The sequence below is a fragment of the Massilia suwonensis genome, assembly GCF_042655665.1.
Classification (GTDB): Bacteria; Pseudomonadota; Gammaproteobacteria; order Burkholderiales; family Burkholderiaceae_D; genus Telluria; species Telluria suwonensis.
This window is the reverse complement of the sequence record NZ_JBHSMR010000013.1, coordinates 2,033,892-2,058,651: the sequence shown is the minus strand read 5'-3', so window position 1 is coordinate 2,058,651 and position 24,760 is coordinate 2,033,892. Positions and strand designations below refer to the sequence as shown.

Here is a 24,760-nt window from a genome sequence, read left to right as displayed (position 1 = left end):
AGATGTCTCTGTTGTTGTTAATGTGAGGCCGCGAGTGTCGGTGCAGTGCGCAGCGCCGCCGTGTTTTCGCGCACCAGCAACCACAGCACGCTCGACACGGCCAGGCAGCCGCCGCAGATGAAGAACAGCAGGCTTTTATCCGCTGCCGTCTTGAGCACGAAGCCGACCGTGGTCGTCGCCAGCTGCGGCAGCACCACCGACAGGTTGAATAGCCCCATGAAGTAACCCATGCGGCTTTTATCGACCTTCTCGCTCATGATCGCAAACGGCAGGCTGACCACCGCCGCCCAGCCGATGCCGACCACCGCCATCAGCACGTACAGGGCTGCAGGCGAGCGCGCGAACAGGGCGATCGCGAAGTAGGCGAGGGCCATGATGCCGATGCAGGCGGCCTGCGTGCGCACGCGGCCGAAGCGCGTCACCAGCGGTGCCAGCACCAGCGCCGGCAGCAGGAAGCCGACCACGTTCATGACGGCGAACGAGATCGCGATGATGTGGCCCGACTGCGCCGCAGCCTGTTCGGCTGTGGCGCCCGGCGCGACCACGTGCTGCTGGATGAAGGAGATGATGTAGACGAACATCGCCTGCACCCCGAACCAGGTAAAGGCATGCGCCGCACACAGGCGCCAGAATTGCGGCCAGTCGGTGCGCGACGCCGCTGCCGCTTCAAGCGCGGCGATCTCGCGCGGCTCCTCGATCAGCAGTGCCGGCACGATCGAGAACACCAGCACCAGCAGCACGCCGACCGAGATCAGCGCGTAGTTGTCGATGAAGGCGCCGATCAAATATGCCATCACGCCCCAGAAGCCCGAGATGGTCTGCATCCAGGTATAGCCGCGCGTGCGCGCCTCGCCGTCCGGCGTCACGTCCGCGATCAGCGAGCGGGTCGGATTGAAGCCGATGTTGATCGACAGGTCGAGCGTCAGCGCGATGATCACGGCGACCACCAGCAGGTTGCCGATGCCGAGCAAATCCGCGACGACTTCGATCCGCGGCAGCAGGAACACGGACAGCGCGGCCAGCACCCCGCCGATCAGGATGAAGGGACGCCGGCGTCCGCCCCAGAACCAGGTCTTGTCGCTGATGAAGCCGATGATCACCTGGCCCAGGATGCCGGCCAGCGGTCCCGCGGCCCAGACGATGCCGATCTCGTGGATGTCGAGGTGGTACTTGGTGCTCAGCAGCCAGCTGAGGGCTGAAATCTGGATACACAGGGCGAAGCCCATGGCCGTAGCCGGCAAGCTGGTGAGGGCATAGAAGGAATTGCTCAGCCGGCGCTGCATGTCGAGCATGGTGTCTCCGTATTCTCTGTTATTTGACTACAAATCCCGTTGCGGAAAGCACGGGTGTGGCGATTCTACTACCACTTAGCGAGATTGACACTCGGAAAACGCCATGTTATTTTGCTACAAATTATCTTCCAACAGTCCGTCCTCATGGCTTAGAGGCAGGGACTTCGCCACATACTTCGAGCCTGGCAGGACGCCGGGCCATTGGGGACACAGATGGACATGCACACCAAGGCGCTCAAACCACGCCTGTCGTTCTGGCAGTTGTGGAACATGAGCTTCGGCTTCTTCGGCATCCAGTTCGGCTTCGCGCTGCAGAACGCCAACACCAGCCGCATCTTCTCGACGCTCGGCGCCAACCCGGACGACCTGGCCCTGTTCTGGCTGGCCGCGCCCGTGACCGGCCTGCTGGTGCAGCCGGTGATCGGCTACATGAGCGACAACACCTGGCACCCGAAGTGGGGCCGGCGCCGTCCCTTCTTCTTCATCGGCGCGCTGCTTGCCGCGATCGCCATGTTCCTGATGCCGAATTCCTCGGCGCTGTGGATGGCGGTGGCCGTGCTGTGGATGATGGATGCGGCGATCAACGTCTCGATGGAGCCCTTCCGCGCCTTCGTCGGCGACAAGCTCGACGTCTCGCAGCAGACCGCCGGCTATGCGATGCAGACCTTCTTCATCGGCTGCGGCGCCGTGATCGCCTCCCTGCTGCCGACCATCTTCACGCACCTGGGCGTGTCGAACGTGCCGGTCGACGGCACGATTCCCGACACCGTGCGCTATTCCTTCTACGCCGGCGCGCTGGTCTTCATCGTCGCCGTCAGCTGGACCGTGTTCACCGCCGACGAACTGCCGCCGGCCGATATGGAATCGTTCAACAGCGAGCGCCAGCACGCGCGCCGGATGGGCGTCGCCTTTACCGAGATCTTCAGCGGCTTCGCCAAGATGCCGAAGACGATGGTGCAGTTGGCCTTTGTCCAGTTCTTCACCTGGATCGCCCTGTTCGCGATGTGGATCTATACTGGCAGCGCGATTGCCGATTCAATCTACGGCACCCGCGACGCGCAGTCGGCCGCTTTCCAGGACGCCGGCAACTGGGTCGGCATCATGTTCGCGGTGTACAGCGGCGTGTCGGCGCTGGCCGCTTTTATTCTGCCGGTGTTCGCCCGTGCCACCAGCCGCAAGGTCGTGCACGCCACCTGCCTCGCCATCGGGGGACTCAGCCTGGCCAGCATCGCCGCCATCGAGACCAAAGAAATGCTGATGCTGCCGATGGTCGGCGTCGGTATCGCCTGGGCCAGCATTCTGACCATGCCGTATGCGATCCTGGCGGGCTCCCTGCCGGCCAAGCGCATGGGTTACTTCATGGGCCTGTTCAACTTCTTCGTCGTGATCCCGCAGATCGTCAGCGGCCTGCTGCTCGGCTTCGTCACGCGCGAATTTTTCAATGGCCATACCGTGCAAACGCTGGCGCTGGGCGGCGGCTGCATGCTGCTGGCCGGCGTATTGACACTGATGGTGACTGACAAGGCAGGCAAATAAAGCCTGCGCCATCGTTTTGACTCCTGGCGTATCGTAATGTTTTATTAACAAACTAATGCGATCACAGGAGCGAAGCATGACGATTCAGACCGTGGCAACGACGCCATTCGCCGGCCAGCGTCCGGGCACCTCGGGCCTGCGCAAGAAGGTGACCGAGTTCCAGCAGCCCGGCTACCTCGAGAACTTTGTCGAAGCGATTTTCCTGACCCTGGGCGACTGCGCCGGCCGCACCCTGGTGCTCGGCGGCGACGGCCGCTACTTCAACCGCCAGGCCATCCAGACGATTCTGCACATGGCCGCCGCCCACGGCGTGGCGCGCATGCTGGTTGGACGCGGCGGCATCCTGTCGACGCCGGCAGTGAGCTGCGTGATCCGCAAGCACGGCGCCTTCGGCGGCATCGTGCTCTCGGCCAGCCACAACCCCGGCGGCCCGGACGGCGACTTCGGCATCAAGTACAACATCGGGAACGGCGGACCCGCGCCGGAGAAGGTCACCGAGGCGATCTTCGCGCACACGCAAACCCTCACGTCCTACCGCATCAGCGATGCCCCGGCCGTGAACCTCGACGACATCGGCACGACCACGCTCGACGGCATGCAGGTCGAAGTGATCGATCCGGTTGCCGACTACGCGGAGCTGATGGGCCGCCTGTTCGACTTCGGCGCCATCCGCGCCTTGTTCCAGCGCGGCTTCACGATGAAATTCGACGGCATGAGCGCTGTCTCGGGGCCGTATGCAAAGGCGATCCTCGAAGGCGTGCTCGGTGCGCCCGCCGGCACGGTGATCAATGGCGAGCCGCTGGAAGACTTCGGCGGCCACCATCCCGACCCGAACCCGGTCAACGCGGCCGAACTGATCGCCCTGATGAGCGCGCCCGATGCGCCCGACTTCGGCGCCGCCTCCGACGGCGACGCCGACCGCAACATGATCGTCGGCCGCGGCATCGCCGTCACGCCCTCCGACAGCCTGGCCATCATCGCCGCCAACGCCACCGTCGCGCCGGGCTACGCGGCCGGCATCAAGGGCATCGCGCGTTCGATGCCGACCTCCACCGCGGCCGACCGCGTTGCGCAAGCATTGGGCGTGTCCTGCTTCGAGACGCCGACCGGCTGGAAGTACTTCGGCAACCTGATGGATGCCGACATGGTCACGCTCTGCGGCGAAGAAAGCTACGGCACCGGCTCCAACCACGTGCGCGAAAAGGATGGCCTGTGGGCCGTGCTGTTCTGGCTGAACATGCTGGCCGCGACCGGCAAATCCGTGGACCAGCTGGTTGCCGAGCACTGGGCCCGTTTCGGCCGCAATTATTATTCGCGCCACGACTACGAAGCCGTCGACGCTATCGCCGCCGACGGCATGATGGCCGCGCTGCGCGACAAGCTGCCGAAGCTGGTTGGCCAGACCCTGGGCGACTATCGGGTGGCGCTGGCCGACGATTTCGTCTACACCGACCCGGTCGACGGCTCGATCGCCACCAAGCAGGGCGTGCGCATCGTCATGCTCGACGGCTCGCGCATCGTGTTCCGCCTGTCCGGCACCGGCACCGAAGGCGCCACCATCCGTCTCTACCTCGAACGCTACGAGGCCGACCCGGCCCGCCACAATCTCGAGACCCAGCAGGCTTTATCAGGCCTGGTGGCGATCGCCGACGGCGTGTCCGAACTGCGCCGGCGCACCGGCCGCGAGCAGCCGAGCGTCATCACCTGACCCCACTTTGACAGGAACCCCTGCATGAAATTGTCCGCACTTGCCGTTTCCCTGCTGTTTGCCTTGAACACTGCCCATGCTGCTCCGGCACCTTGGGCTGCGCCAACCAAACCCTTCGTGTGGGAGAACGCGACCGTCTACTTCCTGCTGACGGACCGCTTCAACAACGGCAATCCGGACAACGATCACGCCTACGGCCGCAAGGACGACGCGGCCAAGCTGCGCGGCTTCATGGGCGGCGACTTTGCCGGCATCACCGCGAAGATCAAGGAAGGCTATTTTGCCGAACTGGGCGTGACCGCGCTGTGGATCACGCCGCCGGTCGAGCAGATCCACGCCGGCACCGACGAGGGCACCGGCAAGAGCTACGGCTTCCACGGCTACTGGGCGCGCGACTTCACGGCGATCGACGCCAACCTCGGCACCGAGGACGAACTGCGCACCCTGGTCGATACGGCCCATGCGCACGGAATGCGCGTGCTGTTCGACGTGGTCCTGAACCACACGGGGCCGGTCACCGAGAGCGATCCGGTGTGGCCGGCGGACTGGGTGCGCACCGGACCGACCTGCACGTATAAAGATGCGCGCACGACGATCGACTGCACACTGGTGAAGAATCTGCCCGACATCCGCACCGGCGACAACAAGCCGGTCGCGCTGCCGCCGGCGCTGGTCGAGAAGTGGAAGCGGGAAGGGCGCTACGAGCGCGAAGTGCAGGAACTCGACGCCTTCTTCAAGCGCACCGGCTATCCGCGCGCGCCGCGCTACTACCTGATGAAATGGCATGCCGACTGGGTGCGCAAGTTCGGCGTCGACGGCTTCCGCGCCGACACCGTGAAGCACACCGAGCCGGGCGTGTGGAAGGAATTGAAAAAGGTGGCCAGCGTCGCCTTCGAGGACTGGAAGAAGGCGAATCCGTCGAAGAAGCTGGACGACACGCCCTTCTACATGACGGCCGAAGTCTACAACTACGCCATCCAGCACGGCCGCGCCTTCGACCTGGGCGGCCTGACGGTCGATTATCCGGCCCAGGGCTTCGACAGCATGATCAACTTCGCGATGAAGACCGATGCCGTCGAGTCCTACGAAAAGCTGTTCAGCACCTATTCGGAAGCGCTGCAGGGACCGATGAAGGGGACCTCGGTGCTGAACTACCTCAGCTCGCACGACGACGGCCAGCCCTACGACGCGCTGCGCCAGCGTCCCTACGAGACGGCCAATAAGCTGCTGCTGGCGCCGGGCGCGGCGCAGATCTACTACGGCGACGAAACGGCGCGCCTCTTGCAGATCGAGGGCGCGCAGGGCGACGCCACGCTGCGCTCCTTCATGAACTGGGACGAGCTGGCCGCCAACACCCAGCGCGGCCTGAACCGCGTGCGCGACGTGCGCGAGCACTGGGCCAAACTCGGCCGCTTCCGCCAGGCCCACCCGGCGGTCGGTGCCGGCGTGCACCGCATGATCCAGCACTATCCGTACACGTTCAAGCGCACCTGGGAGAAGGGCGAGGTCACCGACCGCGTGGTCGTCGCGCTCGGCCTGCCGACGGACAAGCCGACCGCGGTGCCGGTGACCGGCGTCTTCCTGGACGGCCAGACCGTGCGCGACTGGTACTCGGGGAAGACGGCGATCGTCAAAGGCGGCAAGGTGCAGTTCGATGCGCGCAATCCCGTGGTGCTGATCGGGCAGGAATAAACGGGGAGGGCGGCGATGCTGAAGGCAATCCGCGAACTGCTGCAGCCGCCCCCCGGCATGGCCTTCGACTTCAGCCAGCCCCCGGGCGAGCCGGCGCTGGTAGGCGCGGACAGCGTGTCCTGGCGCATCTTCGCCAATCCGGTTGCGCTGTTCGTCGGCGGCGTGACGGCCGTGCTGCTCGAGCTGGCCGAACCCTCGGTGCGTTCGGGCGTCTGGGACGGCGGCGGCTTCGCGCGCGATCCCTTGTTGCGCCTGCGCCGCACCGGCTTCGCCGCGATGATGACGGTGTACGGCCCGCGCTCGGCGGCCGAAAAGATGATCGCCCACGTGGTGCGCATGCACGGCCACGTGCGGGGAAGGACGCCAGACGGCGCTCCCTACCAGGCCAACGATCCGCGCCTGCTCGACTGGGTGCAGGCCACCGCCGTGTTCGGGTTCGCCGAGGCCTATCACGCCTACGTGCAGGCCCTGTCGCCGTTCGAAAAGGATGCCATCTTCGACGAGGGCCAGTCCTCCGCGCGCCTGTACGGCGCGACCGGCCTGCCGCGCGACTGGCAAGGATGGGCGGCGCTGCTTGGCGCCACCGCACCCATGCTCGAAGGCTCGCGCATCCTCGCCGATTTTTTACGGATCATGAACGAGACCGCGATCGTGCCGGCCCCGCTGCGCCCCTTCCAGCGCCTGCTGGTACGCGCCGCCGTCGAGATCGTGCCGGAGCCGGTGCGCTCGCTGCCGCAGCTGCGCAGTCAGGGCTTGCGCTTCGGCGAAGCGCGGCTGGTACGCGCGCTGGCGCGCGGCGCGATGCTGCTGCCGCTGGGGGATACGCCAGCGCTGCAGGCGGCGCGGCGGGTGGCGGGCCGGGAAAGGTCGACAACGTGAGCGCGGTAGATCAGACTGGGTTGTATCGCTCGGCCAGGAGCCGGTCCGAGAGCGCCAGGATTTCATCGCCCATCGCCAGGCGTTCGACCCACTCGTTCGGAATGTCCTGGATGCCGTAAAAAGCGCCGGCAAGCTGGCCGCAGATCGCTGCGGTCGTGTCGGCATCGTCGCCCAGGTTGGCCGCTTTCAGGACTGCGTCCCTGAACGATGCCGTGTGCCGGAAGCACCAGAGTGCGGCCTCGAGCGACTGGACGCAATACCCGCTGCCTTTGATGTGTTCGATCGGCTTGTTGAACCACTCGCCAGCGGCAAGCGATGCGAGCTTTGGACTCGATGGTTTGGGGTACGCGACTGAAAATATCTCGGCCTTCGAGCCGCCGTTCAAGGCCGCGCGCAGCTGAAGGCCGAAAAGCCGCGAGCACTCGATGGCTTCGCGGGCGCCATGCGTCGTTCGCGTGCTGTCGCCGGCGTATCGAAACACCGCCATCTCATCCTGGGCGAAATACATCGGTACCGGCGCCAGGCGCATGAGTGCTCCGTTGCCGGCGGAATTAGGCTCGATCGATCCGGCGGCCATCCCTCATGTTCATTACAGCGGCGACCATCAGCCTGACCGCTGTGACGGCGCCAGGGACTGGTCCGGTGAATATACAGGCTCCGCGCGCGGCGTTTGCGTGAACCCTGGCGAGCAAAACGAGAGGAAGCTGTTGGCGGGCCAGGCCATCTCGATCTTCCATGCGAAGGATTGATAGCCGTTCGGGTACACATGCTCTTTCCGGTGGATTTCCAGGATCGCCATCGGCTGAAGGGCCGCGGAACAGGCGGCGTAGTCGATCGAGATGACGAGATCCGATACTTCGTGAAAGACCGGGTTCGAGGGGGAGACTCCGAACAGGAAGCCGTGTTCCACATCCCTCGATGGAAGCCATTCATTGATGAAGTCGATATCCAGGTCCAGTTCGCCGCATCCGTGCTCGCCTTCGACGATGCGAAAGCCATGAATGGCGTTGTCGTGCCAGCGGTGCTTATCGAATTGTTCGGTCACTGCCGTCTCCCGTTTATTCAGCAACGCAGTGTATCGGCTGGATTGCCGAAAGGGCAAGCGGCAACTGGTCTATGAAACATCGTCCGCAAGTGCGGGCAAGAACCAGCATCGATACTCATCTGGTAGCAATCAAACAATGCTATCCTGTGCGCCTCCAGACGTATCCCAGTCGTAAGCACCGATGATCACCGAACCAGATACCGAACAAAAATCCGGCCGTGCCTCCTACGCCGACGGCCCGCGCCTGCTGGCCGACATCGGCGCCACCCATGCCCGCTTCACGCTCGAGACGGCGCCCGGCGTGTTCCGCCAGACGGCGGTGCTGCGCTGCGACGACTACGACGGCATCGTGCCGCTGCTGAATGCCTATCTGGGCGAGCAGAAGGGCGAGCGCATCACGCACGCGGCCTTCGCCATGGCCAATCCGGTCAGCGGCGACCTGGTGCGCATGACCAACCGCGACTGGCAGTTCTCGACCGACGAGGTGCGGCGCACGATGGGTTGGTCGACGCTGGTCATCGTCAACGACTTCACGGCGCTGGCGATGGCGCTGCCGGGACTGCAGGCGGGCGACGTGCTGCAGGTCGGCGGCGGCAAGGCGCAGCCGCATGCGGTGGCGGGCGTGCTCGGCGCCGGCACGGGCCTGGGCGTGTCGGGCGTGATTCCGACCGCCGACGGTTTCGTCACCCTCGGCAGCGAAGGCGGCCACGTCGCCTTCGCGCCGAGCGACGAGCGCGAGTTCGCGATCCTGCAGACCGCCTGGCGCGAGTGGCCGCACGTGTCGAACGAGCGCATCCTGTCCGGTCCCGGCATGGAACTGATCTACCGCGCACTGGCCGAACGCAACGGCGTGCAGGCCCCAAGCCGTACGGCGGCCGAGATCGTCGCCTGCGCGCTCGACGACCAGGATGCGCTGTGCCTGGAAGTGCTGGAGTGCTTTGCCGGCATGCTGGGCGGCGCGGCGGCCAACCTGGCGCTGACGCTGGGCGCCTTCGGCGGCATTTTTATCGGCGGCGGCATCGTGCCGCGCATCGCCCAGTGGTTCGCGCACTCTCCGTTCCGCGCGCGCTTCGAGGCCAAAGGGCGCTTCACCGAATACCTGGCCGAGATCCCGACCTATGTGATCATGACGCCGAACCCGGCGCTGCGCGGCGTGTCGACGATCTTGTCCGAACACCTGCGCGGCCGCAGCGGCGCGAATACCCTGATGGAGCGCGTGCAGCACCTGCAGCACGAACTCTCGCCGGCCGAACAGCGCGTGGCAAGCCTCGTGCTCGAGCATCCCCGTAAAGTCCTGTCCGAGCCGATCGCCGAGATCGCGCGCCTGGCCGACGTCAGCCAGCCGACCGTGATCCGCTTCTGCCGCTCGCTCGGCTTCCAGGGCCTGGCCGAATTCAAGCTGAAATTCGCCGGCAGCCTGACCGGTTCGATCCCCGTGCGCCACAGCCAGGTGCGCATGAGCGACAGCACCCATGACCTGTCAGCCAAGGTGATCGACAACACGGTCTCCGCCATCCTGAAATTCCGCGACGGCCTCGACGTGCACGCAATCGACCGCGCGATCGCGCTGCTGAGGAATGCCGGCAAAGTCGAGTTCTACGCGATGGGCAACGCGCGCGTGGTGGCGCTCGACGGCCAGCACAAATTCTTCCGCTTCCGCATCCCGACCACGGCGCATGGCGACGCCCACCTGTTCCAGCTCGCCGCCGAACTCCTGAAACCGAACGACGTCGTCATCGCGATCTCGACGGCAGGGCAGGCGCCCGAGCTGCTCGCGGCCGTAGACGCCGCGCGCCGCGCCGGCGCCAGCGTGATCGCCATCACCAGCAGCAAATCGGCGCTGGCGAAGAAGGCGGACGTCTGCCTCGCGGTCGACCACGCCGAAGACAGCACCACCTTCCTGTCGATGATTTCGCGCATCCTGCAGCTGCTCCTGATCGACATCATGGCGGTCGGGATCTCGCTGGGGGCGCAGGCGGAGCAGGATGGGGATATCGAGGCGAGGAAGCTGCTGATTTCGCACTTGGACGTGTAAGGCCGCAGTTCAGGAGCGCGGCCGCGCAGGCGTTCCTTCCTCGCGCGCCTGCTCCTGCCCGATCTCCTTGCTGAGGAAGTAATTCAGGGCCGTCCGGATGACGGCAATCGCCGCCAGCTTGCCGATCCGGTCCCAGGTCGGCGCCACCGAGGTCGAGAGGATGTCGGCGGCCAGCTGCAGTTCCAGGGCCAGCGTCAGGTAGCGCGCGAAGGCCAGGCGGATCGGCACGAAGCTTGAGCCGCGGCCGTTGGCGAAATGGCGCACCAGTCCCACCACGACGACCACGATGCCGATCGCGATCACCAGCGCGCCCAGCGTCTCGACCAGCAGGCGCAGCCACTCGACGCCGGACTGCACGTTTCCTTCGATGGTCTCAAACATGGGGGCCTCGTGTGCACATCGTACGCCCGCCCTTGCTATCGGCGATGCTGTCTCTGGATTTCATGCGATCCTCTCGAAACCGTCCGGGTGTGTTGGTGAAACAATCGAGCGCCTGGCCAGGCATTTGCAGGACACTCCTTACCAGCTCAGCTTAACAAGCTTGCCAGCCTGACGGCGCACACGGCGGTCCATTCGAAACAGCGGCGTTGCGCAATGCCAAAGTGGTAAGATGATGCGTTTTGCAAGTATCCTGCGGTGCGTCCGCTGCGATGCCATTGTCCTGGCCAGAGACCGATGAAGACACGCAGTTACCTCCTCCTGATGCTGGTCGCGATCATCGTGCCGGTCGCCTGCCTGTCGATCTTCGGCCTGTCGATGCTGCTGCGCTTCGAGCAGGAGTCGCGCTTTCGCAGCATCGAAGAGATCGCGAAATCGACCTCGCTCATGATCGACGGCGAAATCGCCGCCGCCGAAGCATCCATCACCACGATCGCTCATTCGCACGACCTCAGGACCGACAATTTCGAGCGCCTGTACGCGCTGCTGTCGGCTACGCGCATCTCGCCCTTGAGCTGGACCCTGATCGCCGACTACGAGGGCAACGGCCTGCTCAACACGCTGGTGCCCTACGGTTCGCCGCTGAAGCAGCGTTCGGGGCCGTGGGCGGCGCGCATCTACGACAGGCAGAAGACCCAGGTGGGCGGCTACTTCATCGGGGCGAGTTCGAAGCGCGGCGTGGTGTCGGTCAACGTGCCGGTTCCGGCGGCGGCCGGGAAAAAATACGTCGTCACGCAGATCTTCGATCCGAACTATTTCAACAAGGTCTTCCGCCGCAATACCTTGAACGACAGCTGGATCGTCGGCGTATTCGATGCGAACGGCATCTCGATCGCCCGCAACCGCAGTGCGGACAAATTTGTCGGCGGGATGGTACGTCCCGAACTCTTCGAGGCCTCGCGCCGCCGGCCGGCCGGCATGGTGCGCCATGCCACGCGCGAGGGGATCGAGGTCTACGATACCTTCGTGCGATCCGAGGTGACCGGCTGGACCGTGGCCGTCGGCGTGCCGGTGGCGGAAATCGAAGCGGCCGAGCGGGCGACGATCTGGCTGTCCGCGACGGCCTTGTTGGTGGTGCTGGGCGGGGCGGTCGGTATCGCGGTCTTCTTCGGGCACCGCATCGACAAGTCGCTGCGCAATGCGACCCTGGCGGCGCACGCGCTGGCGCTGGGACGCGTGACCCCGGCCACGCGCTCGCAGCTGAACGAAGTCAACGTGCTGCTGGAAGAACTCCACCGCAGCAGCCAGTCGCTGGCGCAGGAAAGCGCGGCGCGCCAGGCGCTGGAACGCGAGCGCGAACGCCTGTTGAAAAGCGAACGCGCCGCCAGGAAGCAGGCCGAGGCCCAGAGCGACGCCAAGGACAATTTTATTTCCATGCTGAGCCACGAGCTGCGCAACCCGCTGGCCGCCATCAGCGGGGCGATCTCCGTGATCCGCCTGCCGTCGATGCCGGCGGCGAAAACGGAGAAGGCCTGGGAGATCGCGACGCGCCAGCTGCGCCAGCTGACCCGGATGGTGGAAGACCTGCTCGACGTGCGCCGCGTCTTGTCCGGCAAGGTCGTGCTCGACAAGGCGCGCGTGAACGCTGGCAGCGTGGTGCGCTTCTGCTGCGACTCGCGCATCATGGCGACGGCGTCGAAGCACGAATGGAAGATCGAAACCGAGGATGCCTGGATCGTGGGCGACAAGACGCGCCTCGAGCAGGTACTCGACAACCTGCTGGTAAATGCCATCAAGTATTCGCCGGAGGGCAGCACGATCGGCGTACGCAGTTACACGGACGCCGGCATGGCGGTGATCGAGGTGGCCGACCACGGCGTCGGCATGGAGGCGGACGTGCTGCCGACCATCTTCGATTCGCTGGTGCAGGGACCGACGACGATCGACCGCTCCCTCGGCGGCCTGGGGCTGGGCCTGTCGATCGCGAAGGGGCTGGTCGAGCTGCACGGCGGGACCATCGCGGCCCACAGCGAGGGCGTGGGCAAGGGGAGCATATTCACTGTGCGCCTGCCTCTCGCCGATACAACCCAGGACGTCGTGGCTGCGAGTGCAAGGCCCGCTTGAGCGCGCGTTCATTTGTGTGCTGGGTTAGTCACACCACATAAGATGCAAATTGCATAATCTACAATCGGCTGCATGGAGCCTGCCAATGGCAGCGCTATTCGCTTCTCTTACGTAAGGCACGACCATGCACGCCGAAATTGAACGTATTCCGACCGGCATACCAGAGCTCGATGCCGTCCTGCGCGGCGGCCTGATTCGCCAGCGCGTCCACCTCATCGAAGGGCGGCCCGGCACCGGCAAGACGACGCTGGGCCTGCGTTATCTGATTCACGGCAAGTCGGTCGGCGACCGCTGTCTCTATCTGACGCTGTCGGAAAGCCGCGAGGAGTTGCTCGCCACCGCAAACAGCCATGGCTGGTCGCTGGAAGGCATCGAGATCGAAGAGATTTCGCCGATGGGCGAGAACGCCGCATCGCCGCAGACGATCCTGTTGCCCACGGATTCCGAGCTGTCGGCGCTGGTGGGGACGATTGCCGACAAGATCATCGCCAGCGGTGCCGACCGGGTCGTCATCGATTCGATGGTCGAAGTGCGCCTGCTGGCACGCGACAGCGCCCATTACCGGCGCCAGATCATCGACTTGCGCCAACGCCTCGCAGAGTGCGAGTCGACGGTGGTGCTGCTCGACGACCTGACTTCGGACGGCCGCGAATTCGAGCTGCAAAGCGCCGTGCACGGCGTGCTGACGCTGGAGCAGCTGGAGCGCAGTTTCGGTGCGACCAGGCGCCGGCTGCGTGTCGTCAAGCTGCGCGGCGGCGACTTCCAGAGCGGGTGGCACGACTATGCGATCAAGAAGAACGAGATTCTCGTCTTCCCGAGCCTGATCGCGCAGGAGCATCACCGCGACGATGCAGCATCCGATATCCTGAGCAGCGTCGAGAGCCTCGACCGTCTCTTGGGTGGCCCGCTGGCGGCCGGCAGCTCGACGATGCTGCTTGGTCCTTCGGGCGTTGGCAAGTCGACGCTGGCCCTGCAATACGCACTGGCCTCCGTGCGGAGTGGGCAGCACGTCGGCTACTTCACCTTCGACGAATCGGAAACCACCTTGCGCTCGCGGATGGTCGAGCACATGCAAGAAGACCACGCAGACGGCGAAGAACGGCTGTTCCATCTGCGACGGATCAATCCATCGCGCATCTCGCCCGGAGAATTCATCTGGAACGTCAGGCGTATCGTCGAAGACGTGGGCGCGCGCCTGATCATCATCGATTGCATCAACTCCTATCTCGACGTCATTCGCGAGGAAAAGTCGCTGCTGCTGCAGATGAACGAACTGTTCTCCTACCTGAGCAACATGCGGGTGACCTCGATTATCGTGGGCGCGCATTCGGCGCGCCTGGATACGTCGAAGGAGCCCGATGCTCTCAGCATCATCACCGACAACATCATCTCGCTGCGCTATTACGAGCACGACAACGTGGTCTGCAAGGCCATCTGCGCCCTGAAGCGGCGCCAGGGACGCCACGAGCACGAGGTGCGCGAGTTTCACCTGACCGATGCCGGCATCGAGATCGGCGCGAAGGTCGGCGTCTCCATCGGCGAGTCGAAAGTGGCGTCTCTTGAAGCCTGAGGACGGCCACGTCGCACCCCCGGTCGCGGTCGTGTTCGCGCCGATCGAAGGCGACGCCGTGGCCCTGCGTACCCTGTTGGAAGGCGAGGGCGTCGCGGTGCGGGCGTGCAGCGACGCGAAGTGTTTATACGCCTGCCTGGACGAGCAGGCATGGTGCGCCATCGTGACCGAGGAGGGATTGGACCGCTGCTCGCTCGAGGGACTCGACGCCAGCCTGCGGCGTCAGCCGGCCTGGTCCAATCTGCCGATCCTGACGCTCGCCGGTTCTGCCGGCGAGCAGGTGGACAGCAACCGTTTTTCCCGCCTGGCGCGGATTGGCAATATCACGCTGATCGGGCGGCCGACTTCGCGCGAAGTGCTGCTGATGGCGATTCGCTCGGCATTGCGCACGCGCCGCCTGCAGTTCGACATGCGCGACCAGTGGCGCGCGCTGGAGCAGCATGCGGATGCGCTCGAGAGTGCGGTCAAGGAACGGACGCTGTCGCTCGAGCGCGAAGTGAACGAGCGGCGCCGCGTCGAGCGCGCCCTCTCCGAAGCGCGCCGCCTGGAATCGCTGGGGCGCCTGACAGGCGGCGTCGCGCACGATTTCAATAACATCCTGCAGGTCATCTCCGGATCGGAAACGCTGTTGCGGATGCTGCTGGCGAAGGAAACCAACGACCGGGTCGGACGTGCACTCGATGCGATCCGGCGCGCTTCCGGCCACGGCGCGGCCTTGACGCAACAGCTGCTCGCTTATGCGCGGCGCCAGCCTTTGAATAACGTCGCGCTCGACCTGCCGCGCTACCTGCACGCAAGCGCGGAGCTGCTCAGCGGCGCCGTGGGCGCCGATATCGAGATGCGCTTGCGGATTCCGCCAGGCCTGTGGCCGGTGTCGGTCGATCCCGCCCAGCTCGACGCGGCGCTGCTGAACGTAGCGACCAATGCGCGCGACGCGATGGCAGGACGGGGCATGCTCGTGCTGGAGGCCGATAACGTGCGTTTGCCTGATCCGTTGCTGCCGCAAGGCGGAGACCTGTCGGGCGAATATGTCTGCATCACGCTCACCGACGATGGCGAAGGCATGTCCGAAAAGACCGCGCGCCAGGCGTTTGAACCTTTCTTTACGACGAAATCGGTCGGCAAGGGAACAGGCCTGGGATTATCGCAGGTGTATGGATTCGCCAGCCAGAGCCACGGTACGGCCTTCATCCGGCGAGAGCAGCAAGGCGCCACGATCGGCATCCTGCTGCCGCGCAGTTCCGAACAGGTCCAGGTCGTCCAGGACAGCGCTTCGGCCTCGCAGCTGCACGCGTTGAAGGGCGTGCGCATCCTGTGCGTCGAGGACGATCCGGTAGTGGCGGAAACGACGGCCTCGCTGCTGTCCGTGCTCGACGCCGAGATCACGGTCGTCGACAGTGCCGATGCGGCCTTCGCGGCCGACTTTACCAACATTGACCTGGTGCTTTCGGACGTAATGATGCCCGGGAGCACCGACGGCATCGGACTGGTGCACTGGTTGGCCAGCCATCATCCCGGCATCCCGGTCGTGCTGGCCAGTGGCTACATGGTCGATCCGGGGCGGCTGGAGACGCTGCAGGTCCAGTTCTTGCGCAAGCCTTATACCCTCGAAGCGCTGGCCAATGCGATGGCGCTCGCGCTGGCCGGGCGCGACGGGCGGACCAGTTAAGGCGCCTGCTCCTCGACAAAGACCACCGCCGTGCGCGGAGGGATGCTGAAGCTGCCGCTCGCCGCATCGAAGCGCGCCTGCGCGGCGCGCTTGTCTCCGGCGTTCGCCGCCGTGTGCACCGGATGCAGCCGCAGCCGCTTGCCGCGCGCCTCCTCGTCGCCGACGGTATGCGCAAGCTTGTCCACGTTGATGAAGTAGCGCAGGCTCCCGAAGCCCGCGCCGGCGTAGCCGCGGCCGTCCAGGTGGGCCGCAACCACGGCCGGCTCCTGCTGCGGCCCGACGTTGAAGAAGCGCAGGCGCTGCGCCACCTCGTCCGCCGTGCGCAGACGAAACAGGGTGGAGCTGGCGCGGATCGCCAGCAGGTCGCGGAAGGCGTCGCGGGTAAAGGCGATGTCGTCGGGCGTTGGGCGCAGATGCGTGTTCGCCAGCAGCGGCTTGAAGAGCGGCCAGTCCTTCGCATTGTCCGGTGCCGGGGGCAGGCCGGTGCCGAAGAAGTTGGTGCGATAGGTCCAGTCGAGGAGGTTGAACCAGTCGCCGGAATTGAAGCTGTTGCGGTCCAGGGACTTCGAGCGCAGGATGTCGGAGCCGGCGTGGTAATAGGCCACGCCCTGGCTGAAGGCCGTGAGGGCCAGTCCCAGCACCTGTACGCGCGCGCGGTCGGCAGTCGAGGTGGCGAGCGGCAGCTTCAGGGCGTTGGCGTCGTACAGGGTCTGGTTGTCGTGGTTCTCGACGTAGTTGACGGTCTCGCCCGGCGCGCTGGCGTAGCCGGCCGGTTGGCCGCCGTAGGCCATCTGCTCGCCCTTGCGCGTGACGCCGTCGGCATTCACGAAAGCGTAGCTGCGCAGGGTGCCGGCCAGGCCGAGGCGGATCAGGTCGGCGGCCTGCAGCAGATCGGCGCGTGGCCGCTTTTCGGCCCTGGCGTTGGCGTCGTAGACGAGGCCGTTGATCCAGCCCTGTTGCTTGATGACCGCTTCGCCGGCATCTCCGGCGCCGCCGCCGCGCGCGGCATCGCGGGCGCGGTCGCTGAAGGTGCCGATGCCGCTGCCGTTCAGGGACAGCTGCGAGGCCTGCACGAAGCGCGCGCCGTTTTCCACTTCGCCGAAGTTCCAGCCTTCGCCGATCAGCTGCACGCTGCGGCCGGCGGCCTGGTCGACCGCTGCCTGCAGGCGCTCCATCGTGGCGCGCGGCTGGTGGCCCATCAGGTCGAAGCGGAAGGAGTCCATGCGGTAGTGCTTCGCCCACAGGACCGCCGAGTCGATCATCAGCTTGCCCATCATCGCGTTCTCGGTAGCCGTGTTGTCGCAGCAGGTCGATTGCGCGACCTTGCCGGCCGCATCCAGCCGGTGATAGTAGCCGGGCACGATGCGGTCGAGGACCGATTTCTCCTGCTGGCCGGCGGCAAACGTATGGTTGTAGACCACGTCCATGCCGACGCGCAGGCCGGCGCGGTGCAGGTTCATTACCATCTCGCGCAGCTCGACGACGCGGCGCGCGCCATCCCGCGGGTCGCTGGCGTAGCTGCCCTCGGGCGCGTTGTAGTGGAAGGGATCGTAGCCCCAGTTGTAGCAGTCGCCGTGCGCGGTCTTCATCACGAGGGCCTGCTGGCGCTCGCTGTCCGGCGCGCCTTGGGGCTTCGGCACGGCGCAGCCGCGTTCGGGCACGCTGGCGATGTCGTAGACGGGGAGCAGGTGGATGTCGGTCAGGCCGGCCCGCGCCAGCGCCTGCAAATGGCGCATGCCGTTGGAATTCGTTTCGCCGAAGGCCGTGTATTTGCCGCGCTTGTTCACCGGCACGCTGGCGTCGTCGCGCGAAAAATCGCGCACGTGCAGTTCGTAGACCGACATGTCGGCCTGCGCCTTGACGGTGGCGGGTGCTGTGTGGGCGTCCCAGCCTTGGGGCTTCAGCTTCGGTGCGTCGAGGTCGGCGATGTAGCTGCGCCGTGAGTCCGTGTTCAGGCTGACGGAATAGGGATCGGTGACGCGGTTGCGCACCAGGCCGGTGCCGTCGGCGATCACGTCGACCAGATAGGTGTAGTAGCGGCCGGAGAGGTCGGACGGCACGTACGCGCTCCAGGCGCCGGTCTTTGCATCGAAGGCCAGCGGGTGAACGGCGCGCGCACGGCCTGTCGGCTTGTCGTAGACGCAGACGGCGGCCTGCTGGACGGTCGGCGCCCACAGCGCGAAGCCGGTGCCGTTTGCACCCGGCGTGGCGCCAAGATCCGGAATCTGCTGCGCGGCCGCGTACAGGTCGTCGAGGGCGCCGGCCGCTTGCAGGCGCGTGGCGGCGAGCACGGTGCCGCCGGCGTCCTCGCGTACCAGCACCAGCTGCTCGCGGTGCAGTTGGGCGAGGTCGGCGTCGTCCAGGGCCAGCACGGGACCGGCACCGACGTACTTGAAGCGCTGGGCCGCGGCTGTGGGCACGGCGCCGGTGTGCAGCGCGAGATCGAATGCGCCGGCGGCGCCTTGCACCTTTGCGCCTGGCGTCGCGACGATCGCGCCGAGAGGGGAGTGGTACAGGCGGAAGCGGCCCTCGCTTGCCATGCCCGGCCATTGCACGAGGCGGCGGTCGAGCCAGACGGCGCGGGCTTCGAGCGTGGCTGGTGCGGCATGCAGGGTGGTCGCGAATGCGGGGGCGTCGCAGGCTTGCAGGGGAATGGCGGCGTGGGCGGCGCCGGAAAGAGCGAGGAGGGCGGGCAGCGCGGCGTAGCGAGCGAACGAAGTCATGCGGGTCTCATATCGTAGTTTAGCTACAGTATGCCCTGTATTGCACAGAAATCGAACTGATTATGTGTAATTTGACTAGACGTAGGGTGGGCGCCCTGTGCCCACCACATGTCTGCTCATCGTTATGGTGGGCACGGGGCGCCCACCCTACGGCTCAGACCTTGACGGCCGCCGGGGCTTTCGCCCCTTCGATGCTACGGTAGTGGTCCACCATCTTGTACCGTTTCGCATAGAGCCCGAACGCGATCGCGGCAAGGAGGGCAAAAGCGGCGAAGAAGTACATCTGGAAGGCGATCACGCTCACCCCCGAGCTGGCGATCGTGCCCAGCACCGCGTCGTTCTTGACGGCTGCGTTCACCACCAGCACCCACAGGTTGCCGACCGTGACGGCCAGGCTCCAGAGGGCCATGATCGCGCCCTTCATCGAGGCCGGGGCCTGGCTGTAGGCGAATTCGAGGCCGGTGGCCGAGACCAGCACCTCGCCCATGGTCAGCAATGCGTACGGCAGGATCTGCCAGGCCATCGAGGTCGGCGTGCCTGCATCCATCGAGACCTGGATGGTGCCGATCACCAGCCAGGACAGGGCGGAAAAGGCGATGCCGGCCGTCATGCGGCGCAGCGGCGTCGGCGTGATGCCGATCTTTTGCAGCAGCGGGAACAGCACCAGGTTGTTGAAGGGGATGAGCAGCATCACCAGCAGCGGGTTCAGGGCCTGCATCTGCGCCGGCAGCAGCGTGAACTCGTTGCCGAAGACGGAGAAGGTGGTGATCATCGAATTGGCCTGCACCACCCAGGTCGAAGCCTTCTGGTCGAACAGGGACCAGAAGGGCGTGACCAGCGCGAACACGACCAGGATGCGCAGCACGGCGCGCACGCCGTCGACCGCTTCGTCCGGGTGCAGGCCGCGCGCGCGTTCGAGCTGCATCGAGATGCCGGCGCCGACAAAGCCCAGCAGCAGGACGAGCGCCGTGCAGGCCGCGATCACGAAGCCCCACTGGGGGGACATCAGGAGCGAGGCGAGGGCGCCGAAGAGGCCGACCATGGCCACCGTGCGGCCCGCGCCATTGGTCGCCAGCGCCGTGCGCGCCACGCGCGAGAACGAGTGCGGATTCGGTGCGCTCGGCGGCACGTGCACATACTTCTTCTTCCCGCTCCAGAACACCATGGTCGCGATGAACATCATGACGCCCGGGATGCCGAAGGCGACGGCCGGTCCGTAGTTCTTCAGGAACAGCGGCATCAGGAGCGAAGCGAAGAAGGAGCCGAAGTTGATGATCCAGTAGAAGGCGTCGAAGACGATCTTCGCCTTGCCCTTGTTGGTCTGGTCGAACTGGTCGCCGACGAACGACGAGACCAGCGGCTTGATGCCGCCCGAGCCGAGCGCGATCAGGCCCAGGCCGAGGTAGAAGCCCTTGACGTTGTCCTCGAAGAGGGCGAGGCAGGCGTGGCCCGCGCAGTACACGAGGCTGAGCCAGAACACCGTGTTGTACTTGCCGAAGAAGCGGTCGGCCAGCCAGCCGCCCAGCAGCGGGAAGAAGTAGACGCCGATGACGAAGGTGTGGAACACGTGCTTGGCTTCGCCGGTGCGCTCGGACTCCGGCAGGAAGAGCAGGAGCGTGGAGATCAGGAAGGGCGTAAGGATGTTGCGCATGCCGTAGAAGCTGAAGCGCTCGCAGCCTTCGTTGGCGATGATGTAGGGGATCTGGCGGGGCATGCGTCCGCTGCTGGCGGTCGTCGTCGGCTGGCTCATGGGCGCGTCCTGGAAGAAGTAAGGCGCAATCCTATGATGCCGTTGGGGTCTTTGCAACTAAAAAAATCAGCTCATCAAGCTGCTTCGTAGTTTTGCTACTTAGTAGAAAACCAGTGCAAATATTATTTGCATTTAAGTTGTTGAATGCAAAGGAAATATGCCTTGAATACGCTGCTGCGCTCGGATTGTAAAATCGAAAATCCTGCTGTATATTGCGTAAAATCGATCAACCGGACCTTGCCATGACCCAGACCTCCTCGCACAACAACGACTGGTGGCGCGAAGCCATCATCTACCAGGTGTACCCGCGCAGCTACCTCGACACGAACGGCGACGGCGTGGGCGACATCCCGGGCATCACCGCGAAGCTCGACTACATTGCGAGCCTGGGCGTGAACATCGTCTGGCTGTCCCCGTACTTCAAGTCGCCGATGAAGGACTTCGGCTACGACATCTCCGACTACTGCGACGTCGATCCGCTGTTCGGCACCCTGGCCGACTTCGATGCGATGGTCGCCAAGGCGCACTCGCTCGGTCTGAAGATCATGATCGACCAGGTCATGGCGCACACCGCCGACGCCCATCCGTGGTTCGTCGAGAGCCGCTCCAGCCGCGACAACCCGAAGGCCGACTGGTACGTATGGGCCGACGCGGCCCCGGACGGCAACCCGCCAAATAACTGGATGTCGGTCTTCGGCGGCTCCGCCTGGCAGTGGGACACGCGCCGCAAGCAGTACTACATGCACAACTTCCTGGTCAGCCAGCCGCAGCTGAACTTCCACAACCCGGACGTGCAGAAGGCCCACCTGGACGCGCTGCGCTTCTGGCTCGAGCGCGGCGTCGACGGCGTGCGCATGGACGCCTGCAACTACCACTTCCACGACACGCAGCTGCGCAGCAATCCGCCGGCCACCAAGCGCGACACGGCCTCGGTCACCGACGTCAACCCCTACGGCATGCAGTCCCACATCTACGACAAGACGCGTCCGGAAAACATCGCCTTCCTGCAGCAGATCCGCGCGCTGCTGAACGAATTCGGCGCCGTGTCGATCGGCGAAGTGGGCGCCGACGACGCCCTGGCCTGTATGGCCGAATACACGGCCGACGGCGACAAGCTGCACATGGCCTACAGTTTCAATCTGCTGACGCCGCAGTTCACGGCTGCGCACATCCGCACGCAAGTGGAAGAATTCGAAGCGCGCGTAAAAGGCGGCTGGGCTTCCTGGTCGGTCGGTAACCACGATGCGATCCGCGTGGTGACGCGCTGGCGCGGCGAGGATGCGCCTGTCGCATTCGCATCGATGGTCCTGGCGATGCAGCTGGCCCTGAAGGGCACGCCTTGCCTGTACCAGGGCGACGAGCTGGCGCTGCCGGAAGCGGACGTGCCCTACGAACTGCTGCAGGACCCGTATGGCATCACCTTCTGGCCCGAGTTCAAGGGACGCGACGGCTGCCGCACGCCGATGCCGTGGACGGGTGAGGCACCGAACGCCGGCTTCACCGACGGTACGCCATGGCTGCCGGTGGCCGCGCCGCACCTGGCCGCCAACGCCGCGGCGCAGGACGCCGATCCGAATTCGGCTCTGAACGCGGCGCGCCGCATCATTCATTGGCGCCAGAGCCTGCCCCAGCTGACGCGCGGCGACATCTCCTTCTTCGATGCGCCGGAGCCGGTGCTGGCGCTGCGCCGTACCCTGGATGGCGAGCCGACCGTGCTGGCCGCCTTCAACCTGTCGAACGCGCCGGTCACGATCGAGTGGCCGGAAACCGCGGACGCGCAGAAGCTCGACGGCCACGGCCTGCCGGGCGACGCTGCGGGCGGCACGGTCACGCTGCCGGCCTACGGCGCCTGGTTCGGTACGCTGGCCTGATGGGCGGCGCGCCCGAGCCGGAAAAACTGGCGCGCACCGCCTTTGCCGACGGCCCGCGCCTGCTGGCCGACATCGGCGCGACCCACGCGCGCTTTGCGCTGCAGACGGCGCCCGGCGTGTTTCGTCATGTCGCCGTATTGAAGTGCGAGGACTTCGACGGCGTCGAGGCGCTGGTGCGTTCCTATCTGCGCGAGCACGCGGACCCGCATCTTCCCCTCAATCTGCAGCACGCCGCCTTCGCGGTGGCGAACCCGGTCAACGGCGACCAGGTGCGCATGACCAACCGCGCCTGGGAGTTCTCGACCGATGCGCTGCGGCGCGCACTCGGCTTGTCAACGCTGCTGGTGGTGAATGACTTCACGGCGCTGGCGATGGCGATTCCCGTGCTGACGCCCGACGACCTGCTGCAGGTCGGCGGCGGCAAGCCGGCGGCGAATGCCGTCATCGGCGTGCTGGGACCGGGCACCGGTCTCGGCGTGTCGGGACTGATTCCGACCGCCGACGGCTTCGTCACCCTGGGCAGCGAAGGCGGCCACGTCAACTTCGCGCCCAGCGACGAGCGCGAGTTCGCCGTCCTGCAGCATGCCTGGCGCGCCTGGCGGCACGTGTCGAACGAGCGGCTGATTTCCGGGCCGGGCATGGAGCTGATCCACGAGGCGCTGGCTATCCGTAACGGCGTCACCGCGCCTTCACGCTCGGCCGCCGGGATCCTGGCGGCCGCGCTCGACGAGAACGATGCGCTCTGCATCGAAGTACTGGACGTCTTCTGCGGCATGCTGGGCGGCGCCGCGGCGAATCTCGCCGTGACGCTGGGCGCCTTCGGCGGTGTATTCATCGGCGGCGGCATCGTGCCGCGCATGGGGGAATGGTTCGCACGGTCTCCGTTCCGCGCGCGCTTCGAAGCCAAGGGACGCTTCTCGCACTACCTGGCCGACATCCCGACCTACGTCATCACCACGCCGAACCCCGCCTTCCACGGCGTGGCGACGATCCTCTCCGAGCACCTGCGCGGACGCAGCGGCGCGAATACGCTGATGGACCGCATCAAGGGGCTGCGCCACGAACTCTCGCCGGCCGAGCAGCGCGTCGCCACCCTCGTGCTCGAGCAGCCGCGCCTGGTGCTGAACGAACCGATCGCGGAGATCGCGCGCGGCGCCGAGGTCTCGCAGCCGACCGTGATCCGCTTCTGCCGCTCGCTCGGTTTTCTCGGCCTGGCCGACTTCAAATTGAAATTCGCGAGCAGCCTGACCGGCGCCATTCCCGTGCGCCACAGCCAGGTGCGCACCAGCGACAGCACCCACGATTTATCTGCCAAGGTGATCGACAACACGGTCTCGGCGATCCTGAAATTCCGCGATGGCCTGGACGTGCACACGCTCGACCGCGCGATCGAACTGGTGCGCGGTGCGCGGCGCGTCGAGTTCTACGCGATGGGCAATGCGCGCGTGGTGGCGCTCGATGGGCAGCACAAGTTCTTCCGCTTCCGGATTCCGACGGCCTTGTATGGGGACGCGCACTTGTTCTCGCTCGCCGCCGATTTGCTGGGGCCGGGCGACCTGGTGATTGCGATTTCGAATTCGGGGCGGCTGCCGGAGTTGCTGCAGGCGGTCGACGTCGCCCGTGGCCGTGGGGCCGACGTCATCGCGATCGGCAACAGCCAGTCGCCGCTGGCGCGCAAGGCGAGCGTGTGCCTGGCGGTGGATCATGCGGAGGACAGCACGGTGTTCCTGGCGATGATTTCGCGGATTTTGCAGCTGCTGTTCATCGACATCATGGCGGTGGGCTTGTCGGTCGATGGGCAGCATGGGCACGAAAGCGACGCGGAGCAACGCCGACTTTTGATTTCGCATCTCACGTAGGGTGGAGTCCTGACTCCACGCGTTCCAGTGTTCGAGTAATCGCAGCGATGATCGACGCCGTTATCACATGCGAGGGTGTAGATACACGCCGTGTGGACGCAGACCGTGAAACGCGTGGAGTCAGGACTCCACCCTACATCAATCGGCGGACTTGGTTTCGACGCGCCGGATTCCGCGGCGCCATTCGTCGAGCGACACCACCGTATCGCTGGCCGTATCTTCCACCAGGATCTGATTCCCAGTACGCGCCACCAGAAAACTCTCGCGCCGCTGCACCTTGTCCGCACGATTCTCGACAAAACTCAGCTGCCAGTACGCTTGTCCGTTGATGACGCGCGGCGTCGGATCGTCTTCGATCACGGCCCCATGCGCCTTGCCGCGCGAGCGCTTTTCGATCTCCGAGGACCAGTTCTTCACCTCCGGCAGCGCCAGCAGCGCAGCCATCGCCTGTTCGCGTGTGACGGCCGGCTCGGCCTGCTGCTGCACGGCCGGTTTGGCGGGTGGCGGCGGGGGCGCGGGCTGCTTGTCCTTGCAGCCGGCGAGCAGGGCCGTCGCCAGCAGGGAGAGTGTCAGCAGGTGTGCGCCGCGTGGAGTCATGGTCTGGCCTCGTGAAAATGTGAGGCCATACT

At 65.6% G+C, this 24,760-nt stretch carries 17 protein-coding genes; 10 read left to right on the top strand and 7 right to left on the bottom strand.

What is annotated here, in order from left to right; genetic code table 11:
* Positions 1-17 precede the first annotated feature (17 nt).
* Positions 18-1,292, bottom strand: coding sequence for an MFS transporter (locus ACFPQ5_RS17375; protein WP_379758445.1), 1,275 nt, complete (start codon positions 1,290-1,292; stop codon positions 18-20).
* Positions 1,293-1,505: 213 nt separating this feature from the next.
* On the opposite strand from ACFPQ5_RS17375, the gene ACFPQ5_RS17370 reads away from it, so the two are divergent.
* The 4 genes from ACFPQ5_RS17370 (at position 1,506) to ACFPQ5_RS17355 (ending at position 7,107) form a co-directional block, all read left to right on the top strand.
* Positions 1,506-2,828 (top strand): MFS transporter, encoded by a 1,323-nt coding sequence (locus ACFPQ5_RS17370; RefSeq protein ID WP_379758442.1) that lies wholly within the window; start codon positions 1,506-1,508, stop codon positions 2,826-2,828.
* Between the two features lie 76 nt (positions 2,829-2,904).
* Entirely contained in the window at positions 2,905-4,536 is a 1,632-nt protein-coding gene (locus ACFPQ5_RS17365; RefSeq protein WP_379758439.1) for an alpha-D-glucose phosphate-specific phosphoglucomutase, read from the top strand.
* A 24-nt stretch (positions 4,537-4,560) separates the two neighbouring features.
* Positions 4,561-6,228, top strand: a complete 1,668-nt coding sequence (locus ACFPQ5_RS17360) for an alpha-amylase family glycosyl hydrolase (protein WP_379758436.1) — start codon at positions 4,561-4,563, stop codon at positions 6,226-6,228.
* A 15-nt stretch (positions 6,229-6,243) separates the two neighbouring features.
* Positions 6,244-7,107 (top strand): oxygenase MpaB family protein, encoded by an 864-nt coding sequence (locus ACFPQ5_RS17355; RefSeq protein ID WP_379758431.1) that lies wholly within the window; start codon positions 6,244-6,246, stop codon positions 7,105-7,107.
* Between the two features lie 10 nt (positions 7,108-7,117).
* On the opposite strand, the gene ACFPQ5_RS17350 is transcribed toward ACFPQ5_RS17355, so the two are convergent.
* Together ACFPQ5_RS17350 and ACFPQ5_RS17345 are read right to left on the bottom strand one after the other, a co-directional pair.
* Entirely contained in the window at positions 7,118-7,684 is a 567-nt protein-coding gene (locus ACFPQ5_RS17350) for an ADP-ribosylglycohydrolase family protein (protein WP_379758428.1), read from the bottom strand.
* A gap of 27 nt (positions 7,685-7,711) precedes the next feature.
* On the bottom strand, positions 7,712-8,152 hold the full coding sequence (locus ACFPQ5_RS17345) for a hypothetical protein (protein WP_379758425.1): 441 nt from the start codon (positions 8,150-8,152) through the stop codon (positions 7,712-7,714).
* 181 nt (positions 8,153-8,333) lie between these two features.
* Here ACFPQ5_RS17345 and glk point away from each other — a divergent pair, with 181 nt between their 5' ends.
* Positions 8,334-10,187: a glucokinase gene (gene glk / locus ACFPQ5_RS17340; protein ID WP_379758422.1), complete on the top strand. Its 1,854-nt coding sequence runs from the start codon at positions 8,334-8,336 to the stop codon at positions 10,185-10,187.
* 9 nt (positions 10,188-10,196) lie between these two features.
* On the opposite strand, the gene ACFPQ5_RS17335 is transcribed toward glk, so the two are convergent.
* Positions 10,197-10,568, bottom strand: coding sequence for a DUF1622 domain-containing protein (locus tag ACFPQ5_RS17335; RefSeq protein ID WP_379758419.1), 372 nt, complete (start codon positions 10,566-10,568; stop codon positions 10,197-10,199).
* A gap of 294 nt (positions 10,569-10,862) precedes the next feature.
* Here ACFPQ5_RS17335 and ACFPQ5_RS17330 point away from each other — a divergent pair, with 294 nt between their 5' ends.
* From ACFPQ5_RS17330 to ACFPQ5_RS17320, 3 genes are all read left to right on the top strand, one after another.
* Positions 10,863-12,689, top strand: a complete 1,827-nt coding sequence (locus ACFPQ5_RS17330) for a sensor histidine kinase (RefSeq protein ID WP_379758416.1) — start codon at positions 10,863-10,865, stop codon at positions 12,687-12,689.
* Positions 12,690-12,813: 124 nt separating this feature from the next.
* A complete protein-coding gene (locus ACFPQ5_RS17325; RefSeq protein ID WP_379758413.1) occupies positions 12,814-14,259 on the top strand; it encodes an ATPase domain-containing protein in 1,446 nt (481 codons plus the stop codon).
* Positions 14,249-15,928, top strand: a complete 1,680-nt coding sequence (locus tag ACFPQ5_RS17320; protein ID WP_379758410.1) for a response regulator — start codon at positions 14,249-14,251, stop codon at positions 15,926-15,928. Before ACFPQ5_RS17325 ends, ACFPQ5_RS17320 begins: the two co-directional genes overlap by 11 nt.
* Here the strand turns inward: ACFPQ5_RS17320 and ACFPQ5_RS17315 are convergent.
* Both ACFPQ5_RS17315 and ACFPQ5_RS17310 read right to left on the bottom strand, forming a co-directional pair.
* On the bottom strand, positions 15,925-18,651 hold the full coding sequence (locus ACFPQ5_RS17315; protein ID WP_379758407.1) for an alpha-1,6-glucosidase domain-containing protein: 2,727 nt from the start codon (positions 18,649-18,651) through the stop codon (positions 15,925-15,927). The two genes, ACFPQ5_RS17320 and ACFPQ5_RS17315, sit on opposite strands and share 4 nt — an antisense overlap.
* A 154-nt stretch (positions 18,652-18,805) precedes the next feature.
* Positions 18,806-20,401, bottom strand: a complete 1,596-nt coding sequence (locus ACFPQ5_RS17310; protein WP_379758404.1) for a POT-type proton-dependent oligopeptide transporter — start codon at positions 20,399-20,401, stop codon at positions 18,806-18,808.
* 242 nt (positions 20,402-20,643) lie between these two features.
* Here ACFPQ5_RS17310 and ACFPQ5_RS17305 point away from each other — a divergent pair, with 242 nt between their 5' ends.
* Together ACFPQ5_RS17305 and ACFPQ5_RS17300 are read left to right on the top strand one after the other, a co-directional pair.
* Positions 20,644-22,272 carry an alpha-glucosidase gene (locus tag ACFPQ5_RS17305; protein ID WP_379758402.1) on the top strand — a complete coding sequence of 543 codons (1,629 nt, stop codon included), beginning with the start codon at positions 20,644-20,646 and terminating at the stop codon, positions 22,270-22,272.
* Entirely contained in the window at positions 22,272-24,131 is a 1,860-nt protein-coding gene (locus ACFPQ5_RS17300; RefSeq protein WP_379758399.1) for a glucokinase, read from the top strand. Before ACFPQ5_RS17305 ends, ACFPQ5_RS17300 begins: the two co-directional genes overlap by 1 nt.
* A gap of 138 nt (positions 24,132-24,269) precedes the next feature.
* Here the strand turns inward: ACFPQ5_RS17300 and ACFPQ5_RS17295 are convergent, their stop codons facing one another.
* Positions 24,270-24,728, bottom strand: a complete 459-nt coding sequence (locus tag ACFPQ5_RS17295) for a hypothetical protein (RefSeq protein ID WP_379758396.1) — start codon at positions 24,726-24,728, stop codon at positions 24,270-24,272.
* Between the last annotated feature and the right edge of the window lie 32 nt (positions 24,729-24,760).

Excerpts from the sequence above, each read along its gene's own strand:
- ACFPQ5_RS17370 (WP_379758442.1), top strand. The coding sequence starts at position 1,506 with ATGGACATGCACACCAAGGCGCTCAAACCACGCCTGTCGTTCTGGCAG.
- ACFPQ5_RS17295 (WP_379758396.1), bottom strand. The coding sequence starts at position 24,728 with ATGACTCCACGCGGCGCACACCTGCTGACACTCTCCCTGCTGGCGACG.
- ACFPQ5_RS17315 (WP_379758407.1), bottom strand. The coding sequence starts at position 18,651 with ATGACTTCGTTCGCTCGCTACGCCGCGCTGCCCGCCCTCCTCGCTCTT.
- ACFPQ5_RS17365 (WP_379758439.1), top strand. The coding sequence starts at position 2,905 with ATGACGATTCAGACCGTGGCAACGACGCCATTCGCCGGCCAGCGTCCG.
- ACFPQ5_RS17310 (WP_379758404.1), bottom strand. The coding sequence starts at position 20,401 with ATGAGCCAGCCGACGACGACCGCCAGCAGCGGACGCATGCCCCGCCAG.
- ACFPQ5_RS17300 (WP_379758399.1), top strand. The coding sequence starts at position 22,272 with ATGGGCGGCGCGCCCGAGCCGGAAAAACTGGCGCGCACCGCCTTTGCC.
- ACFPQ5_RS17360 (WP_379758436.1), top strand. The coding sequence starts at position 4,561 with ATGAAATTGTCCGCACTTGCCGTTTCCCTGCTGTTTGCCTTGAACACT.
- ACFPQ5_RS17375 (WP_379758445.1), bottom strand. The coding sequence starts at position 1,292 with ATGCTCGACATGCAGCGCCGGCTGAGCAATTCCTTCTATGCCCTCACC.
- ACFPQ5_RS17305 (WP_379758402.1), top strand. The coding sequence starts at position 20,644 with ATGACCCAGACCTCCTCGCACAACAACGACTGGTGGCGCGAAGCCATC.
- ACFPQ5_RS17350 (WP_379758428.1), bottom strand. The coding sequence starts at position 7,684 with ATGGCCGCCGGATCGATCGAGCCTAATTCCGCCGGCAACGGAGCACTC.
- ACFPQ5_RS17335 (WP_379758419.1), bottom strand. The coding sequence starts at position 10,568 with ATGTTTGAGACCATCGAAGGAAACGTGCAGTCCGGCGTCGAGTGGCTG.
- ACFPQ5_RS17355 (WP_379758431.1), top strand. The coding sequence starts at position 6,244 with ATGCTGAAGGCAATCCGCGAACTGCTGCAGCCGCCCCCCGGCATGGCC.
- glk (WP_379758422.1), top strand. The coding sequence starts at position 8,334 with ATGATCACCGAACCAGATACCGAACAAAAATCCGGCCGTGCCTCCTAC.
- ACFPQ5_RS17325 (WP_379758413.1), top strand. The coding sequence starts at position 12,814 with ATGCACGCCGAAATTGAACGTATTCCGACCGGCATACCAGAGCTCGAT.
- ACFPQ5_RS17330 (WP_379758416.1), top strand. The coding sequence starts at position 10,863 with ATGAAGACACGCAGTTACCTCCTCCTGATGCTGGTCGCGATCATCGTG.